Consider the following 16187-nt stretch of genomic DNA (forward strand, 5'->3'; position numbering starts at 1 on the left):
TTCCTCTCTGTCAGGCCACCGCGTCGAAATAGGTGGCGAACTCGGCACGGATCTCGGTTTCTTCGGCCGTGTCATGCTTCTGTATATAGGTCATCGCCCGCTTGGCGCGCTCCAGCGACTTGCCTTCCAGCCCCGTCGTGCGCGATGCTATGCCGGCCATCTCCTCGAAAACACCGTTGCAGTGAAGGACCAGATCGCAGCCCGCCGCAAGGATCGAGGCCGCCTTTGTCGGGAAATCCCCAGAAAGTGCCTTCATCGAGGTGTCGTCGCTCATCAGCAGCCCATCGAAGCCGATCTCGCGCCGAATGATCTCGTCGATGACTTTGCCGGACGTAGTTGCCGGGTTCTTGGGATCGATCGCGCTGTAGACGACATGCGCGGTCATTGCCATCGGCAGATGGCTGAGCTCCCGGAACGGAGCAAAGTCGTGCCGCTGCAGATCGCCCAGCGATGCATCGACGACCGGCAGCTCGAAATGCGTGTCCGCAAAGGCCCGGCCGTGCCCCGGAATATGCTTCATCACCGGCAGCACCCCGCCCGACATCAAGCCTTCGGCCGCGGCGCGGCCCAACTCGATGACCGGGCGCGGGTCCTTGCCGTATGCGCGCGCGCCGATGACATCGCTGGCACCCTCGATCGGCACGTCGAGCACCGGCAGGCAATCCGCCGTGATGCCGTAGCGCAACAGGTCGAAGGCATGCAGGCGCGCCATCAGCCAGGCGGCACGGGCACCGGCATCATGATCATCGCGCCACAAGGCGCCAAGCGCGCCGCCGGCCGGATAATTCGGCGCCAGCGGCGGCCGCAGGCGCTGCACCCTGCCGCCTTCCTGGTCGATGAAGACCAGTGCGTCGGGGCGGCCGATGCAGTCGCGCATTTCGGCGACCAGATCGCGGATCTGCTCTGTCTCGCCGATGTTGCGGGCGAACAGGATGAAGGCCCACGGGCATTCGTTGCGATAGAAACGGATTTCTTCGCGGGTGAGCGATTTCCCGGCACAGCCGAGGATCATGGATTTTGATTCGGTCATTTCAGGAGTCTAGGGCTTCGCGCGGCCAAAGGGAATCGCCCTGCCCGGATGGGGTGGGCTGCAAAACATGCTTCCACATGAAAAAGTCAGGCATATGAATGCCTCGGCAAAGAAAAAGCCGGCGCGGGCATGGCCGCGCCGGCTTTGCAGGATTGGATCGATCTCTAGCGCGATACGAAGCAGTTGCCGCCGGCGGCCTTGTAGCTGCTGCACAGGTTGATGGCGTCGTTGCGCGACTGGGCCGGAACGCGAACGCGGTAGAACGTGCCCTTGCCGGCGATCTCGGCCTTGACGATGTTTGCCGTGCGGCCGGAAAGCACGCCGCCATAGCGGCGCTGCAGATCCTGGTAGGTCGACTGGGCGCTCTCCACCGTCGGCTGCGAGGCGATCTGCATCGACCACGAACCGCTGCCGGTCGCGGTTGCGGCCGGATCGATGGAAGCGACCTGATCTGGCTTGACCTCGCCGACCACGTCGACCGGCTGGTCGGAGGGACGCTGCGGAGCGATCGCGACCTTGGCCGGCGTGTTGGCCGACTGCGCCTTGGCCTCAACCTTGGCGGGCTTGGCTGCCGGCTTCAGCGCCGGCTCGTCGTCGGCCTGCGTGGCGGCGGGTGCCACGGTGCCAGTCTGGTCGGCATCCGCCTGGCCGGCAGGCGCCACATGCTGCGGGGCCGGATCGGTCGGCTCTGCCGCGGCCACCTGCGGTGCCGCTGGAGCCGGCTCCTCGCGCGCCACAAGCGAGCCGTCGGACTTGACCACCATGGTCCTGACCTTGCGCGGCGCAACGGCCACGACATCGTTGTTGGTGCCCTTGTCGGTATCCTGCAGCACCTGGGCGATGCGATCCTCCGACTTCGGCGCGGGTGCCGCATTATCGGCCGGAGCCGCACCGGCGGTCGAAACTTCGCCGCCTGCATCCGTGCCGGAGGCAGCATTCTGGTCAGGAGAAAGATCGACCGCGCGGGCCGGGTCCTTCGCCTGCACGTCCACCGGTTCCTCGACGTTGGTGACAAGCTTCTGCTGGACCGGCTCGGCCGGCTTCGCGCCCTTGACCACCGCGTCATAGACCTTGTTGTCCTGGTTCGGCACCACGGTGCCGCCGGGATTTTCCGGCTTGACCTTGATCGGCGAATTGTCTGCCTTGACGATGACAGGCGCTTCGCTGCCGCCCTTGTCGCCGAAGGACAGCGCAAAGGCGCCAAGACCGCCGGCAACAGCCACGGCACCGACAATCGCGGCAATGAACAGGCCGCGCCGTCCCGACGGCCTCTGAGCTTCCCGCTCGCCGAGGCCCGGAACCGACATCGCCTCGTCCAGCTCGGGGTCGTAGTCGAGTTCGTCGACGGCGAAATCGTCCGCCTGCGAGACCGGCTGGCTGCCGGGCAGATTGTCGAGATCGAAGCCTTCGGCGGCATCGGCATAGGTCGAGGCAGCCGCCGCACGAGCAGGCATCTCCGCCGGCCGCGCCGCATAGGTCCGCGCTTCCGGCTGATAGGCCGGCCTCGGCTCTTCATATGCCTGATTGGCCGCGCCATACCCCTGATTGAACCCGGCATTGTAGGATTCGTCGGCATAGGCCGCGCTGCCGGCAGCAGCCGGCGCGACGTCAACCGAATTCATTTCAGTCAGAAGGCTGGCGAATTCAGCGTCGAGATCGTCATAGCCGGATGCGGTCGGCTCATCTTCCTCGAAATGCAACTCCGGAATGTCGAGATCGTCGGCCAGCGCCACGACGCGCTCCGGCACATCGACTGTCTCGACATCGGGCATTTCTTCATAGCGCGGGGACTGGCGCGGCTGCGGCGCCGACGCGGGAGCGGCATAAGAAGCAGCGGCAACCGGCTCGGCCGCACGATAGGACGGCACCACTTCCGGGGCGGCCGCTCTCGCGACCATCGAGGCGGCAGGCTGCGCGGCAAAAGCCGGCTGCTGGGGAACCGGCGTCACGCGGCTCCAGGAACGGGCCGGCTCCGACGGTTCGGAACGATCCGCCAACCAATCCAGCGAATCGACCTGCTCCTGGCTGGAAGCTGTTCCATCCCGCGGGTCGATGCTCCCGGCCAACGCGGCGTCGAAGGCGTCGTTGTCGAAATCGACATCGCCCTGTTCGCTGGCATGCGAACCAAAATCATGGTTCTGGAGCTCATCGAGCAGCAAATCGTCGAGGTTGGCATTGGCGGCCTGTGCGGAATCTGCGTGCCGCACATCCGGGGATGCTGTTTCGTCCAGGTCCCAGTCGAGGTCGCCAACCAGGTCGGCCGGCTCCTGCGCGGCCTTTGCCGTCGCGGCGGGAGGCGCCTGAACGGGGGCGGCGGCCGGTTGGGCCACGATCGGCCGAGGCGCGACCGGCTCCCTGGCCGACGGCAGCGTGCGTGCGGTCATGGTGCCCAGAAGCGCGTTCAATTCGTCTTCGAGGCTTCGCTCCTCAGCGATGGGGGCCTGCACCGGCGGCGCCACGGCTGCCAGCGGCGCAGCCGGCTGTGCGGGCGCTGCGGCGATTTCAGCCACGGGCTCTTCGGCAAGTTCGGCGAACGCCTCGTCCAGGTTCAGATCGAAAGCCTCATCCGGAACGGCTTCAGCGTTCGGAGCCTCTTCGCCGGTGTCGACGACACCAGCAGGCAACTCGTGCGTTTGCGCTCCGGCAAAAGCCGGCCGCTCATCAGCCTGCACATCGAAACCCGCATCGATATCGGCCATGGCATTGTCGAAGTGACCGACGAAATCCTCGTCGGAGATCGCCTGGGTTTCGGCCTCGGCAGCCAGCGCCGGCTCTGGATAGTCGACGGCAGCCGCATGGCGCTGGTTCGCCGAATCGGCATCGAGCATCAGCTCGTCTTCGAGCGACATCGCCATCGCATCGTCGAACTCATGATCGGCGACCGGCTCGGCGGCCACGGGCATTTCGGCAACCGGAGGCTGGGCAACGGCGTGCTGGATCTCGGGAGCCGCGTCCTCGATATGGAAATCGCCGTCGAGCGAGGCGGCGAGCTCGTCCTCCATCGGCAGGTCGTCGTCGTAAGGCGAAACGTCTTCGAGCGAACTGGCGACGGCATTGTCGAAATCGGCGTCGAAGGCAGGCTCGACGGACGGCACCGCTTGCGCGGTGCCGGGGTTGGCATGGCTGGCAACGGCCGCATGGTCGTCGACATCAGTCAGGTCCAGGTGGAAATCATCGTCGAGCGACAGCGCGAGATCGTCGTCCGCCACGTCGACGGTCACCGGCTCGTATGCCGGCTCACGAGCCTCGACAACTGGAGCGGCAAGACTGTCGGCGGCGTCGAATTCGCCCATCAGCTCTTTTTCAAGATCGATGTCGAAATCGCCCTCTTCCGCGGCCTGATCGGCGACATCGGCTTTCGGCTGGGCTGGCGCCTGCGGCTTGACTGGCTGACGCGGGTCAAATCCCATGATCCTGGTCAGTTCCGCGAACGGATCATCGTCGGCGATGTCGTTGTTGTCGGCTACTCTCAGCTGGGTTCTGTCTGCCATTATTGTTCCCGAACTCGCACTCATTCGGACGCCATGGACGTCGCGCAGGGTTGGCCCTTACCAGCGCAATGTGGGCAAAAGGTGACAGGTTTTTTAGTCAAACCTAACGCATTTCGGTGGGCGCAGCGGCTCCGATCAACGTCAGGCCGGACGTCAGAACGTCCGAAACAGCCTGCACCAGCCCTAGTCTGGCATGCGTCAATTTACGATCGTTAACCTTAACAAAACGTAAGTCCGGATTATCCGTGCCCCGGTTCCAGTGTCCATGGAAACTGGAAGCCAGATCATAGAGGTAAAATGCCAGCCGATGCGGTTCCAGCGCAAGTGCGGCGGACTCGATCAGGCGCGGATATTCCGCAAGCTTCCTGATCAGCCCGATTTCACCTTCGTCGGTCAGCGAAATTGCTGCGGCCGCCAGGCTGTTGCGGTCGAAATTGGCCTCGCCCAACTGTTCGCTCGCCTGCCGGAACACCGAATGGCAGCGCGCCGAGGCATACTGCACATAAAACACCGGATTGTCCTTCGACTGCTCGGTCACCTTGGCGAAATCGAAGTCGAGCGGCGCATCGCTCTTGCGGTAGAGCATCATGAAGCGGATCGCATCGCGTCCAACTTCTTCCACCACCTCGCGCAGCGTCACGAAATCGCCGGACCGCTTCGACATCCGCACCGGCTCGCCATCGCGAAACAGCTTGACCAGGTTGCACAAAAGAACAGTGAGCTTCACCTCGTCGCCGGCAATAGCCCGCGCCAGGGCCTCCAGCCGCTTGACGTAGCCGCCATGGTCGGCGCCGAGCACATAGATCAGGTCGACGAAGCCCCGATCGACCTTGTCCTTGAGATAAGCCACATCGGCGGCGAAATAGGTGAACGCGCCGTCCGACTTGACCAGCGCCCGGTCCATGTCGTCGCCGACCGCGGTCGAGCGGAACAGTGTCTGCTCGCGGTCTTCCCAGTCGTCCGGCTTCTCGCCCTTGGGCGGCGGCAGCTTGCCCTTGTAGATATGGCCCTTCAGCGTCAGATCGTTGATCGCCGAGCGGATCTTCCTGGCATTGTCGGCGTGCAGCGTGCGTTCGGAGAAGAACACATCGTGATGCACGTTGAGCAGCGCCAGATCCTCGCGGATCATCGCCATCATCGCGTCGATGGCGCGATCCTTGACGATGGCCAGCGCCTCCTCGTCCGGCATCTGCAGCAGGCTCCGGCCAAATTCCTTGGCTAGCGCCTGGCCGAGAGGGACGAGATAATCGCCAGGATAGAGGCCGTGCGGAATCTCACCTATCTCGTCGCCGAGCGCCTCCCGATACCGCAGTATGACCGAGCGGCCGAGCACGTCGATCTGCCCGCCGGCGTCGTTGATGACATATTCCTTGGTCACGTCGTAACCGGCGAACGCCATCAGATTGGCGAGCGCGTCGCCGACGACGGCACCCCGGCAATGACCGACATGCATCGGTCCCGTCGGGTTGGCCGAGACGTATTCGACATTGGTCTTCCGCCCTGCCCCGATCGTCGAGCGGCCATAGTTGCGCCCCTCGCCCAGAAGCGCCGACAGATGGGCGTGCCAGAAGCCGTCCTTGAGCCGCAGGTTGACGAACCCGGGCCCCGCGACCTCGGCGGCGGCGACATCCTTGTCGGTCCGCAGCGCCTCCGCCAGTTTCTCGGCTAGCGCGCGCGGGTTCTGCCCTGTGGGCTTGGCCAGCACCATTGCCGCATTGGTCGCGAGATCGCCATGGCTGGCGTCGCGCGGCGGCTCGACCGCTATGCGCGACAGGTCAGGCGAAACGCCATCCTTGTCTTTCAGATCAAGCGCTTCGACGGCTTTTACGACCCGCGCGGTGAAATCGGCGAAGATGTTCATGGTGTATGCTCTGGCGGCTTTATGACGAATCCGGCCCTTTGGCCGGCAAATCGAGCCCGCCCTAGCTCAAATCCGGCGTGCGGTCAAACAAACGCCTGTGTTCCTTGAGCGCGTAAGTGTCGGTCATACCGGCCAGGAAATCGGCGACGCTGCGTGCCTTGATGCGATCCTCGGCGCGATCCAGCCCTTCGCGCCAGCCGTCCGGCATGGCGCGCGGGTCGGCGAAATAGGCGTCGAAGAGATCCCTGACGATCTGCTCGGCGTCGGCGCGCACCCGCATGACCTCCGTGTGCCGGTAAAGATGCTTGTAGAGAAAAGCCTTCAGTTCCTTCTCGGCTTGCGCCATCTCGGCCGAGAACGTCACCATCGTCTCGCCCGCCGCCCGCACCGCGTCGGCGCTCTGCGGCCGGATTCGCTCCAGATTGGCGGTCGTCGACTTGATCACATCCTCGACCATGGCCGTTATCTGCCGCCGCATCAGCTCGTGGCCGGTGCGCACGTCGTCCAGCCTGGGATAGCGCTCGCGCACGCCCCTGAGGAGCGAGCCAGGCAGCGAAACGACCTTCAGCATGTCGAGCGTCAGCAGCCCTGACCGCAGCCCGTCGTCGATGTCATGCGTGTTGTAGGCGATATCGTCGGCGATCGCCGCGCATTGCGCCTCGATGCCGGCGAAGCGGTCGAGCTCGAGATCCTGCAACTGCGAGTAATCGCGAATCGCCTGCGGCACCGGCCCTTTCAGACCCTTGCCGCTGCTGTCGGTGAGCGGACCATTGTGCTTGACCAGGCCCTCCAGCGTCTCCCAGCTCAGATTGAGCCCGTCGAATTCGGCGTAGCGTGCCTCCAGCCGCGTCACGATGCGCAGCGACTGCGCATTGTGGTCGAAGCCGCCCCACGCCGCCATCTTTTCGTTCAGCGCGTCCTCGCCCGTGTGGCCAAAGGGCGTGTGGCCGAAATCATGCACCAGCGCCACCGCCTCGGCGAGATCTTCGTCGCCGCGCAGCGCCCGGGCCAGCGCGCGTGCGATCTGCGCCACCTCGATCGAATGGGTCAGCCTTGTGCGGTAGTGGTCGCCCTCATGGGCGATGAAGACCTGCGTCTTGTGCTTGAGCCGGCGGAAGGCCGTCGAATGGATGATCCGGTCGCGGTCGCGCTGGAACGGCGTGCGGGTCGGGCTTTCGACCTCGTCGAACAGGCGGCCGCGCGAACGGGCCGGGTCCGTGGCATAGGCCGCGCGCGGCCGATAGCCGAATCCGATGTCGCCCAACTCATTGGTCATGGCTGATGCCGCCGCAGTTGACTTGATCCTGTTGACTTGGCCCGTCGCGCTTCATACCTATCATGTGAAACCGAAAGCAAGGTGACGCCCATGGGCGCGGATGCCAAGACCGCCATGAAAGTCGAGATGACCGAGGCCGCCGCCAAGCGGATCGCCAGGATTGTTTCGGCCGATGCCGGCAAGACGGCGTTGCGCGTTTCCGTCGAAGGCGGCGGCTGCTCCGGATTTTCCTACAAGTTCGAGCTGGTCGATGCGCGCAACGATGACGACGTCGCCATCGAGAAGGACGGCGCCACGGTGCTGATCGACGATCTGTCGCTCGTCTATATGGGCGGCTCGGTGATCGACTTCGTCGACGATCTGATGGGCCAGTCGTTCCAGATCAGAAACCCGAATGCGGTCGCCTCCTGCGGCTGCGGCACGAGCTTCAGCATTTGACGACATGAAGCCGTTTCTCGAGGGCCACGAGGATCCGGTTACGGTTCTTCTCGCCCGCGAGATGGAAGCGATCACCGATTCGGATATCGTTGACTGGGCAAGCCGCCACACGGCGTCGCCCACCTATGCCGATGACGAAGATTATCTCCAATTGCTGCGATGCAATCCAAGGAACGCTCCGGCTCTTGGAAAAACCCCAGGCCATCTAAAGTCGCTGGTGGCTCGACGTTTTCCTGATTTCAACGACGGCTCGGCCCAAGCCGGGGAGGTAGCGCGCAAGCTATTCCTGCGGCGCATCGGGACCTACCTGCAAGGCGACATCGAACCGTTCCAGGTCTGCCGCATGATTTCTTTCATCGAGCAAAAGTACAACTTTCCGCCTTGGCTCGGAGACCTCTACAACGCCTGTGACTGGATGGACGAAGGGACGACACGCGAACAGGCCTCGCATCTCGCGGAGGCGATCGAGCAGATTCTCTCGGATAATGGCGAGAGCCGACTTCCGGGAGCCCCAGTATGAGCGGTATCGGCGCAGTCCGTCAGGTCGCGCTGTCGGCCGGACGTCATCTTGATTCGACGCTGGCCTTCTGGCGCGACGTACTCGGCATGGGCGTTCACGCCCGCTACGATCCTCCCGGTATCGCCTTCATCATGGCCGGCGACGTGCGCCTGCTGTTCACCGACGGCATTCCGGCCGGCACGGTCTATCTCGACATAACGGGGCTGGAAGCCTTCCACGCCGAGGCGAAAGCCGCGGGCGTCCCCTTCACCGCGCCGCCCGCGCTTGTCCATCGCGATACCGAAGGCACCTTCGGACCGCCGGGGGAAAGCGAGTGGATGGCCTTCCTAAAGGACCCGGCAGGCAATACGATCGGCCTCGTCGAACGCCATCCGCCGCAGGAAGAATAGACCGTCATGAAAATCGTCACCTGGAACATCAACGGCGTTCGCGCCCGCATCGGCAACCTCACCCATTGGCTGACCGAGAGCGCGCCCGACATCGTCTGCCTGCAGGAAATCAAGACGGTCGACGAGCAGTTCCCGCGCGCCGAGATCGAGGCGCTCGGCTACAATGTCGAAACCCATGGCCAGAAGGGCTTCAACGGCGTCGCCCTGCTGTCGAAACTGCGCTTCGATGAAGTCAACCGCGGCCTGCCGGGCGACGATACCGACGAGCAGGCGCGTTTCATCGAGGGCGTTTTCTCGACCGACAAAGGCGCGCTGCGCGTCGCCTCGCTCTATCTGCCGAACGGCAACCCGATCGATGACGAGAAGAAATTCCCTTACAAGCTGTCCTGGATGGCGCGGCTGGAACGGTGGGCGCAGGACCGCTTGAGGCTGGAGGAGGCCTTGGTACTGGCCGGCGACTACAACGTCATTCCCGAGCCGATCGACGCCAGGTTCCCTGAAAACTGGCTGGGCGACGCGCTCTTCCAGCCGCAGACGCGGCAGGCCTTCCGCCGCCTGCTCAATCTTGGCTTCACCGAGGCGGTCCGCGCGGTCACCGACGCGCCGGACACCTACACCTTCTGGGATTACCAGGCCGGCGCCTGGCAGAAGAACAACGGCATCCGTATCGACCATCTGCTGCTGTCGCCGGAAGCCGCGAACCGGTTCTCCTCGGCCTCGATCGAAAAGCATGTGCGCGCCTGGGAAAAGCCGTCCGATCACGTCCCCGTGGCGATCGACCTGGCCTTGCAGCCGGCCTGATCCGGACAGCGGACCTTCTATCGCCACATTCAGGCGCATGATGGGAAATCATCATGGCGGCCGGGGTTTCCATGACCACGCGAGTTCTTCTTTGTCCGATCGGCTTGGCTTTGGCCATGGCGGCTCCCGCGTCGGCTTTCGCCGCCCAGGAATGCCTGGCCAATGGAAAGTCGTATCAGGTCGGCCAGACCGCTTGCCTGAACGTTGCCGACCAGAGCCACCTCGCCCGCTGCGACATGGTGCTCAACAACACATCCTGGACAAAGGTGGGTGACTCCTGCCCCGCCAACACCATGGCGCCGCACCTGCATGTGACGCCGATTTCGACACCAGCGCCAAGCATGGTGCCGACCGAGCCAACCGAAAACTGATCTCTCTCGCCTGCTCATCTCCCGTGGACGGGGAGATCGTCCATTACTGATCGGCGTTGTTGCCCTTGGTCAGGATGTCGTCGGCGAGCGAGATCGCCGTGCGGCGGTCGGCTTCGCCGGCGGCGGCAAAGGCCTCTTCCTGCATGCCGCGAATCCAGGGCTGATCGGCTGGTGACGCACGTTCGAGCGCCGCGGTCATCATCGCCAGGCCGCGCACGACCTTGCCGCTCTGGAACAGGAGATGGCCGAGCGTCGCCTGTGCCCCGGCATGACCTTTTTCGGCAGCGAGCTGGAACCAGCGCCCGGCCTGCTTGACGCTGGCCTTTACGCCGCCCTCGCCCTTCAGGAACATCTGCCCCATCTCGAACTGCGCGTTCGGGTTGCGGTAGTTGGCGGCGGCGCGCATGTAGTATTCCTGCGCCGCCACCTCGTTCTCGGTCACCGGGCTGCCGGGAATGCCCTTGCGCAGATAATCGCCCAGCGCCACCAGCGCGTCGGAGACGTAGCTTTCTTCCGGGGAGCCTGGCTCGACATCCTGGTCGACGATCTCCGAGAAGAACTTGAACGCCTCATAATCGTCGCGCGCCACGCCATCGCCTTCGGCATACATGCGCGCGAGCTTCCAGGTGGCGCCGATCTGGCCGTTTTCGGCGGCGTATTTGTAGGCCTCGGCCGCCTGTTCCTTGTGGCCGCTCTTATAGGCGGAGAAGCCGAACTGGAACACCGCCCAGGGGCTCGACTGCGGCTTCACGCCGGTCTTGTCGTCGAACACCTTGTCGTCGAAGGCCATGGCCTGGCCCACGGCGCCAAAGATCGCAACCGCGACCAGTGCCGAACGGACAGATGACCTCAACAACTCTGGTGTTGACTTCAACAACTCAGATATCCGCATAACAATGTGTTTCACTCGCACCGCCCGGATGGGTGACCGCGCCGTCGCGGGCAGACCCGACCGTCTGTGCGTATTTCCATATCGCGCCCGACTGATAGTCGGTCTTGCGCGCCTTCCAATCCTTCGCTCGCGCCGCCAGTTCGGCGTCGGACAGAGCCACCTCGATCGTGCCGTTCACCGCGTCGATCGAGATCAGATCGCCATCCCTGATCAGGCCGATGGGACCGCCCACCGCCGCCTCCGGCCCGACATGGCCGATGCAGAAGCCGCGCGTCGCGCCCGAGAAACGGCCATCGGTGATCAGCGCCACCTTGCCGCCCATGCCCTGGCCGTAGAGTGCCGCCGTCGTCGACAGCATCTCGCGCATGCCGGGGCCGCCGCGCGGCCCTTCATAACGGATGACCAGAACCTCGCCTTCCCGATAGGCGCGGTTGGTCACCGCCTCGAAACATTCCTCTTCCGAATCGAAGCAGCGCGCCGGGCCGGAGAATTTCAACTCCGCCATGCCCGCGACCTTCACGATCGCGCCTTCTGGGGCAAGGTTTCCCTTCAACCCCACGACACCGCCGGTTTGGGTAATGGGGCTGTTGGCCGGGCGGACCACGTCTTGATGCTCATTCCAGGCAACGTGCTGCATGTTTTCGGCCAAAGTGCGGCCAGTCACCGTCAGGCAGTCGCCATGCAGGTAACCATGGTCGAGCAAGGTCTTCATCAGCAACGGAATACCGCCGGCCTCGAACATGTCCTTGGCGACATATTTGCCGCCCGGCTTGAGGTCGGCGATGTAAGGCGTCTTCTCGAAGATGCGCGCAACGTCGAACAGGTCGAACTTGATCCCCGCCTCATGCGCGATCGCCGGCAGGTGAAGTGCCGCATTGGTCGAGCCGCCGGTGGCCGAAACCACGGTCGCCGCGTTTTCCAGCGCCTTCAGCGTGACGATGTCGCGCGGCCGGATGTTTTTTGCGATCAGTTCCATGACCTTTTCGCCGGAGGCGAAATTGAAACGGTCGCGCATCTCGTAGGGCGCCGGCGCGCCACAGGAATAGGGCAGCGCCAGGCCGATCGCCTCGGCGACGGTGGCCATGGTGTTGGCCGTGAACTGGGCCCCGCAAGACCCGGCCGACGGACAGGCGGCCTGTTCGATCTCGAGCAGTTCGGCATCGCCGATCGTACCGACCGAATGCTGTCCGACCGCCTCGAACACGTCCTGCACGGTGATCTGCCGGCCGCGATAGCTGCCGGGCAGGATGGAACCGCCATAGATGAAGATCGAAGGCACGTTGAGACGCACCATGGCCATCATCATGCCTGGCAACGACTTGTCGCAGCCGGCAAGACCAACCAGCGCGTCGTAGCAGTGGCCGCGCATGGTGAGCTCGACCGAATCGGCGATGACCTCGCGCGACACCAGCGAGGACTTCATGCCCTGGTGGCCCATGGCGATGCCGTCGGTAACGGTGATGGTGCAGAACTCGCGCGGCGTACCGTTGGCCGCGGCAACGCCCTTCTTGACCACTTGCGCCTGGCGCATCAGCGAGATGTTGCAGGGAGCCGCCTCGTTCCAGCAGGAGGCGACGCCGACCAGCGGCTGCGCGATCTCGGCCGCCGACAGGCCCATGGCATAGAGATAGGAACGGTGCGGCGCACGCGCCGGCCCGACAGTCACATAGCGGCTAGGGAGCTTAGCCTTTGAAATGACCTTGGCGTCCATTCTCATCCTTGCCGCGGGCGGTGCGGCCTGTCCCATCGCCGAGCCTTTTGGCGCGTGTCCCGAGACAACTTCGAGGTGCGCCGGGTTTATGGCGGGAAATGGGCAATTTCCTCGGCCTGACTTCTAGCGCAGGGGTTGTTCAGAAAGTGTTGCCAAAACGTCACATTTGCATGAGGCGGCGCCAGTGCGTCTTATATGCAACTCCGCTTGAATGCCGAAGGCACAGACAATTTCCGGATAACAAAAAAAGGCCGAGCGGTTCTCGGCCTTTCTGTAAAAATTTCAATTGATTAGAACTTGATCTTGACGCCGCCGGATAGCGCCGAGACCAGATCGTTGCCAAAGTCGTAGCGGACCTCGGTGCCGGCGGTATAGCCATTCGCGTCGGTCAGCGTACCGGAGTGGCCGCTGGTCAGAACACCAATGGCGCCAGCCAGGCGCAGTTCGATGTTGGGCATCGGCGTGTAGGCAACGCCGCCGCCAAGCGTCCAGGTATCGGTCTGGTCGCCATAGCCGTGCGACGTGCCGCGGTCCCACGAGATCTGGGCGGCGCCGCTCCATTGTTCATTGAACTGGTGGCCAATGCCGCCTGTTACCGTCCATCCGTCGCGATACATCAGGTCGAGCGACGTCAATCTGACCGGATATGGGGAAACTGTCGTACAGCCGAAAGCCTGGGTCTCGGGCGAGCAAATCGGAACGCTCTGCAGCACGCTCCAATTGACCCACTTCACCGAACCGAAAGCGAGCCAGCCGGGAGCGATGCCGGATTGCAGCTTGAACTCCAACGAATCCGGCATCGCTTGGGTTGGCGCATAGATGTTGTTGACGACCCCACCGATATTCAACGTGCCGGAAATATTATCGAGCTTGACCTGCGAATTGTAGACCAGGCTGGCACGCAATGCGATGTCGGGGATTTCGTAGGCGATGCCGGCGCGCCAGCCCCAGCCGCTGCTGGTCAGATCGACACGGCCAATCGTGGTGCCCAAGTCCGGGCTCGCGTAGCTTTCCTTGAAACCATATACTTCCTGGTAGAAAACGCCGCCGATGAAGCGGAGCTGTCCTTTGCCGGCATCCATCTTGTAGGAGCAGGTTCCAGCGTAGTTGTTGCTTTTGATCTGGGTGTTGATGTTGGAATAGGAACCGTTCCAGATGCCTGGATTCGAACTCGCGCCCCATGGCTGCGAGTAGTCGAACATGCAGTCGACGCCCTTTACGACCTCCGCCTTCACACCGACGTAAGGCACCCAGTAACCCTCGGTGTTGCGGGCAGTGCTTTTGATCGCAAGCCCCGCGCCGGACGTATCCGTCGCGTTTTTGAGGTCGCGTTGAGGCATCACGTATGTCGCGCCAACATCGGACGCGAACGGAGCAGGATCGAACAGAAGATCGATATCGTAACCGCCACGCTCGAGGCCGCCGGCATGCGCTGCATTAACCGCCGTGCCGATCAAGACCAGTGAAAAGCACCCCGCCCCCAGCAGTGCCTTCAGCTTGTGCATTGAGTCTCCTCTCCGAATTCGAGCACAAACCAAGCAAGAACCAATTCGCATTGTAGACGCAACAACGATTTCAAGAGGCGTACATGTACATATTTTCTGGATGAGCTCATCAGTCCGGATCGGTGGCCATTGCCGACTAAAAAAGCACTCATCCGGCCACGAAAATCCAAGAAAACCGCTGAAAACCAGATACGTAGCAAACCGAAATGCGCATTTTCGCAACCAATTTGCACGTTGTTACATTATGGCAACATCCACGCAAAAACTTCCGTTTACGTCAAAGGAAGAACATGCAATGCCGCTAATATGCACCTGCAGAGAAAATCCCCCATCAAAACAGCTCGGATTCTTCGAGATGCGTTGATGACCCATCAAACAAAAAGGCCGGGCGATGCCCGGCCTTTGCTGAAAATCTGACGAATCTACCACTTGATGGCGTAGCCAAGATTCACCGCGACTGCGTAGCCGGCTTTGACCGCCTGGTTGCCTGATACGCCAGGTACTTCCGCATACTGGGTTTCGGCTGCGGATGTCAGGTAGCTGAGACCAACGCCACCGCGCAATTCACCACCCATGCCATCTTTATAGGACCCGCCGACAGCAAGCGTATAGGTATCGCTGGTGAGGTCCCAACCGGTTCCAACGCCTTGATCCCATGTCAGGCTGACAAGGCCGGAGAGACGGTCCGTGAAGGCATGCCCTACACCGCCCGTGATGGTCCAGCCGTCCTTCCAGTTGTACGTGTCGACGGTGCTGGTTATGGGCGAGCTCACGATGAGGGCCTTCTGGACACTCCAATCCGTCCATTTGGCCGATCCGAAGGCGAGCCAGCCGGGTGCGATGCCCGACTGAAGTTTCATTTCGACGCTCTGCGGCAGATTGCCTGTCCCGGTGGCCGGCGCCGCGGTTTCCAAGCCATTGGCGGCAGCAAGGTTGGCCTGCGTTAGCGCGTTTGCTGCTTGCAGGGCCAGCGCCGCACCAAGAACGGGATCGTTATTTCCGTACGCAGCTATCGCAGCCGCCTGAAGTTGCTTAGCCTGCGCGCCCAGCAAAGCCGCCGTCGGCACTGTGAGGGTCCCGTCAGCGCCATAGCTGGTTCCAGACCGGTACATCAATTGGGCACGGAGGGCTATCTCAGGAATCTCGTACGCCACTCCAAGGCGGTAACCAAAGTCCTGTCCGGATAAATCAAGATTCGCATTTGGGAGCGCAACGTTAAATGGAGGAAGCGTCCCCAGCGCATTGACGCGGGTATACTCGAGATTTTCCGTGAACCCGCCACCGAGAATCCAAAGATTACCGCGCCCAACGTTGAATTTGACGCCGCATGTCAGCGCCTTTTCATTGGTCGTGAATTCCTCGGAAAGCTTTCCGCTGACCTTCGGGAAGTCGTAGGTGGTAGAGCCACCATTGTTATCGACCATCGTCCCCGCGCAACGCAAATTGTCGGTCAGGTTGAACTTCACAGCCGCCGACGGGATTACATAATCATCCGTGTATTCGGTACCCACAAGCGCCGGGTTTGGATTCTTGGTGAATTCACGATGCGGCGAGACATACGTTACGCCGGCTCGCATGTTGAAATTGCCATCCTCGAAGAGAATGTCCGTATCAGCGTTACCGCGCGAAAAGCCGCCGGCATGTGCCGCGCCCACCAAGGCCACCGAAAAGCACCCCGCCCCCAGCAGTACTTTCAGACGCAAATTGTTCATGGATGTCCTCCCCGAATAACTGTTGCATCAAGCTAGAGCCAATTCAGGTTAACGGTGCAACAACGAATTCCTGGGGCGTACATGTACATGTCAGGCAAACGCATTTTCGACAAAATAGAGATGGGCGATATAAGCTCGAAAACGACCTGACGCATGCCCCACCGGGCGATAAAACGAACAAAAATGGCCC

General features: G+C 62.6%; 13 protein-coding genes. 5 read left to right on the forward strand and 8 right to left on the reverse strand.

Annotated features, from left to right (window positions below; translation table 11 throughout):
* Positions 1-10: 10 nt before the first annotated feature.
* The 4 genes from nagZ to FJ967_RS25125 form a co-directional block, all read right to left on the reverse strand.
* Positions 11-1030: a beta-N-acetylhexosaminidase gene (gene nagZ, locus FJ967_RS25110; protein ID WP_140734831.1), complete on the reverse strand. Its 1020-nt coding sequence runs from the start codon at positions 1028-1030 to the stop codon at positions 11-13.
* 164 nt (positions 1031-1194) lie between these two features.
* A complete protein-coding gene (locus FJ967_RS25115; protein ID WP_140734833.1) occupies positions 1195-4521 on the reverse strand; it encodes an SPOR domain-containing protein in 3327 nt (1108 codons plus the stop codon).
* Positions 4522-4624: 103 nt separating this feature from the next.
* On the reverse strand, positions 4625-6382 hold the full coding sequence (gene argS / locus FJ967_RS25120; protein ID WP_140734835.1) for an arginine--tRNA ligase: 1758 nt from the start codon (positions 6380-6382) through the stop codon (positions 4625-4627).
* Positions 6383-6443: 61 nt separating this feature from the next.
* Positions 6444-7658 (reverse strand): deoxyguanosinetriphosphate triphosphohydrolase, encoded by a 1215-nt coding sequence (locus FJ967_RS25125; protein ID WP_140734837.1) that lies wholly within the window; start codon positions 7656-7658, stop codon positions 6444-6446.
* Positions 7659-7748: 90 nt separating this feature from the next.
* On the opposite strand from FJ967_RS25125, the gene erpA reads away from it, so the two are divergent.
* Genes erpA through FJ967_RS25150 form a run of 5 tightly spaced genes read left to right on the forward strand, consistent with a single transcriptional unit; the run spans position 7749 to position 10177 of the window.
* Entirely contained in the window at positions 7749-8096 is a 348-nt protein-coding gene (gene erpA / locus FJ967_RS25130; protein WP_140734839.1) for an iron-sulfur cluster insertion protein ErpA, read from the forward strand.
* A gap of 4 nt (positions 8097-8100) precedes the next feature.
* Entirely contained in the window at positions 8101-8616 is a 516-nt protein-coding gene (locus FJ967_RS25135; RefSeq protein WP_140734841.1) for a hypothetical protein, read from the forward strand.
* Positions 8613-9005 (forward strand): VOC family protein, encoded by a 393-nt coding sequence (locus FJ967_RS25140; RefSeq protein ID WP_140734843.1) that lies wholly within the window; start codon positions 8613-8615, stop codon positions 9003-9005. Before FJ967_RS25135 ends, FJ967_RS25140 begins: the two co-directional genes overlap by 4 nt.
* Positions 9006-9011: 6 nt before the next feature.
* Positions 9012-9806, forward strand: a complete 795-nt coding sequence (gene xth / locus FJ967_RS25145) for an exodeoxyribonuclease III (protein ID WP_140734845.1) — start codon at positions 9012-9014, stop codon at positions 9804-9806.
* 53 nt (positions 9807-9859) lie between these two features.
* Positions 9860-10177: a hypothetical protein gene (locus tag FJ967_RS25150; protein WP_181176138.1), complete on the forward strand. Its 318-nt coding sequence runs from the start codon at positions 9860-9862 to the stop codon at positions 10175-10177.
* Positions 10178-10220: 43 nt separating this feature from the next.
* On the opposite strand, the gene FJ967_RS25155 is transcribed toward FJ967_RS25150, so the two are convergent.
* From FJ967_RS25155 to FJ967_RS25170, 4 genes are all read right to left on the reverse strand, one after another.
* The gene (locus FJ967_RS25155) at positions 10221-11069 is read right to left on the reverse strand and encodes a tetratricopeptide repeat protein (protein WP_140734949.1); all 849 of its coding nucleotides are present in this window, start codon (positions 11067-11069) and stop codon (positions 10221-10223) included.
* Positions 11056-12780, reverse strand: a complete 1725-nt coding sequence (gene ilvD / locus FJ967_RS25160) for a dihydroxy-acid dehydratase (RefSeq protein WP_140734847.1) — start codon at positions 12778-12780, stop codon at positions 11056-11058. The genes FJ967_RS25155 and ilvD overlap by 14 nt, the downstream gene beginning before the upstream one ends.
* Before the next feature lie 290 nt (positions 12781-13070).
* The gene (locus FJ967_RS25165; protein ID WP_140734849.1) at positions 13071-14285 is read right to left on the reverse strand and encodes an OmpP1/FadL family transporter; all 1215 of its coding nucleotides are present in this window, start codon (positions 14283-14285) and stop codon (positions 13071-13073) included.
* Positions 14286-14707: 422 nt separating this feature from the next.
* Positions 14708-15997 carry an outer membrane protein transport protein gene (locus FJ967_RS25170; protein ID WP_140734851.1) on the reverse strand — a complete coding sequence of 430 codons (1290 nt, stop codon included), beginning with the start codon at positions 15995-15997 and terminating at the stop codon, positions 14708-14710.
* Positions 15998-16187: the final 190 nt, after the last annotated feature.

Source organism: Mesorhizobium sp. B2-3-4 (assembly GCF_006442315.1).
In the GTDB taxonomy this organism is placed as follows: Bacteria; Pseudomonadota; Alphaproteobacteria; order Rhizobiales; family Rhizobiaceae; genus Mesorhizobium.